We start from the raw sequence: 2,217 nt of genomic DNA, 5'->3' as shown, positions 1-2,217 counted from the left end.
ATCTACGTCATGAACGCCGACGGCTCCGGCCAGACCCGGCTCACCCACACGCCCGTCTCCGAGGGCAAGCCAGCCTGGTCACCCGACGGCACCCGACTCGCCTTCGTCCGCATCGACGACGCCGCCAACGGCGGCGACCGAGAGATCTGGACCATGCATGCCGACGGCACCCACCAGACCCGGCTCACCGCCAACGCCGCGGAGGACGACCACCCGAGCTGGGCACCGGACGGGTCTCGGATCGCCTTCGACAGCGATCGCGACAGCTACGGTCAGGTGTATGTGATGAATGCCGACGGCAGCGGTCCTCGGAACCTCTCGGGACTGCAGTTCCTCGACGAGAGGTCCCCGGACTGGTCGGCGACCGGCGAGATCGCATTCCGGACGGGGTACGGCCAGATCGGGCGGATGGATGCCAACGGTGGCTCCGTCAAGGCGGTGACCGAGCCGTCGACTGGCTACCTCTTCGGCTGGCCGGCATGGTCGCCCTCCGGACGAGTCCTCGCCTACCAGTTGGACAACGCCCAGGCGCACCAACCGTGGATCGTCATCCACGATGTCGCCTCCGGCGGCACCGGGTCCCTTGTCCCGCCGGGAATCGCCTTCACACAGCCCGCCTGGTCGCCCGACGGCCGCCATCTCGCCTTGGCCGGCCAGGCCGGAACCTTCGACATCTGGAGTGTCGACGCCAACGGATCGGCGGTGAACCTGACCAACACCGCAGCCAAGGAGTCACAGCCCGACTGGCAGCGCCCGCCGACGATCACCTGCCCCAAGCCGGCGATCAAGGGCAAGCGCGTCGTCGGCAAGAGACTCCGTGTCGTGCAAGGCTCCCTGAGCCCCGCGCTGTCCACCGTTTCCTACCAGTGGTTCCGCAAGGCCAAGGCCATCAAGGGCGCCACCGGGGTGAAGTACAAGATCCGCCGCAAGGACCGCGGCAAGAAGGTGTCCGTCCGCGCGACCTGCACCGTCGTCGGCGCCACCGGCCCGGTCGCCGTCGCCTCCGCCAAGAAGAAGGTACGCCGATGACTGCACGCGGCATGGTCGCCGCCGACGGCACGGGATTCCGTCTGCTCCCGAATCCCGCTGCCGGCGTCCGATACGTCGGTAACGGCCGACCACTCGGAGGAGGCGGACCCGGAGGAGTGTCAGGGAAGTCATGAGACATGGCAGTCGAAACCTCACACTGTGATGTCTCAGGACATCGGTGACAGCTCTGCATCAGGACATGGGTGACATTCAGCTGGTGCGTGGGTTTCGGGGCCTGCCGTTGCCGACGTAGGTCACGCGCGGGTCGGGGCGGGTGTGCTCGATGAGGATCTCGCCTTCGAGGTCGGCGACGGTGATCTGGTCGTCGTCGATCTGGTCGGGACCGCAGGTGCTTTGACGGCGGCCTGGACGAGGAACGGCTCCTCGGGTGGAGGCGCGGTGGTTCGGCCTTGGCGGCGGCTCCCCACGCGGTCAGGGGGTGACGCGCCCGGGGAGTCCTTGGTGGGGGCGTTGGGTGCTGTAGATGTGGTCGCACGCGTCGACGTGGGCCTGCAACTCCTCCAGCGTTGCGTGTGCGGCGATGGCTCTGTCGAAGACTGCGATCGCGGCTTGGGCCGTCTCATTGTCCGCGACATGGGAGGCGACGGCGTAGCGGGAGTGGTCGTCGAGGAACTGGAAGGTCACACACTTGCGACCACCGGTCAGGACGTACCCGGGTGGCATCGAGTTGCCGGCACGCGTTGGGGCGTTCTTGGACACCGGCGCCGTCGGTGCCACTGACTCACCGAAGTGTCACCACCAAGGTCCCCGGGAGTGTCACCGATGTCCTGATGCAGAACTGTCAGGGATGTCGTGAGACATCACAGGCCGAATCTCCGTCGAAAACCCTTGACTCGAACAGGTGTTCGAGTAGACTGAGCGCATGACCTCTCCCGGAGCGCTCCACACAGCCACCGCCGTGGCCGAGCGTGCCGCGGAGCTGGCCGGCAGCGCCTGGGACGACCTCGACGGCCCCGCGACGGTCGCGGGCGTGGAAGCAGTGGTCGCCGCCCGGGCGTTGCTGGACGCCGCCCTGTTGCGGGGCATCGACCGGCTCGAGGCCACCGACGCGCTACGCCCGTTGGGGTGGGCGTCGACCAAGGACTTCCTGACCCATCTCACCGGTGGTCACAAGGGCACCGGTGGCGGGCTGGTCCGGACCGTCGAACAACTACGCGACCTGCCCGA

General features: G+C 67.8%; 2 protein-coding genes and 1 pseudogene. 2 read left to right on the top strand and 1 reads right to left on the bottom strand.

Annotation, left to right across the window (positions count from 1 at the left end):
• A pseudogene (locus tag FHP29_RS18415) lies at positions 1-1,029 on the top strand (PD40 domain-containing protein); the annotation flags it as partial.
• Between the two features lie 432 nt (positions 1,030-1,461).
• On the opposite strand, the gene FHP29_RS18410 reads toward FHP29_RS18415, so the two are convergent.
• Positions 1,462-1,674: a hypothetical protein gene (locus FHP29_RS18410; RefSeq protein ID WP_192904046.1), complete on the bottom strand. Its 213-nt coding sequence runs from the start codon at positions 1,672-1,674 to the stop codon at positions 1,462-1,464.
• A 238-nt stretch (positions 1,675-1,912) separates the two neighbouring features.
• Here FHP29_RS18410 and FHP29_RS18405 point away from each other — a divergent pair.
• The coding region (locus tag FHP29_RS18405) for a hypothetical protein (RefSeq protein ID WP_139624352.1) at positions 1,913-2,217 on the top strand (305 nt) is incomplete at its 3' end.

Origin of the sequence: Nocardioides albidus, assembly GCF_006335005.1 — a bacterium.
Lineage (GTDB): Bacteria > Actinomycetota > Actinomycetes > Propionibacteriales > Nocardioidaceae > Nocardioides > Nocardioides albidus.
The sequence above is the reverse complement of the archived record's forward strand: the minus strand, read 5'-3'. Positions and strand labels throughout refer to the sequence as shown.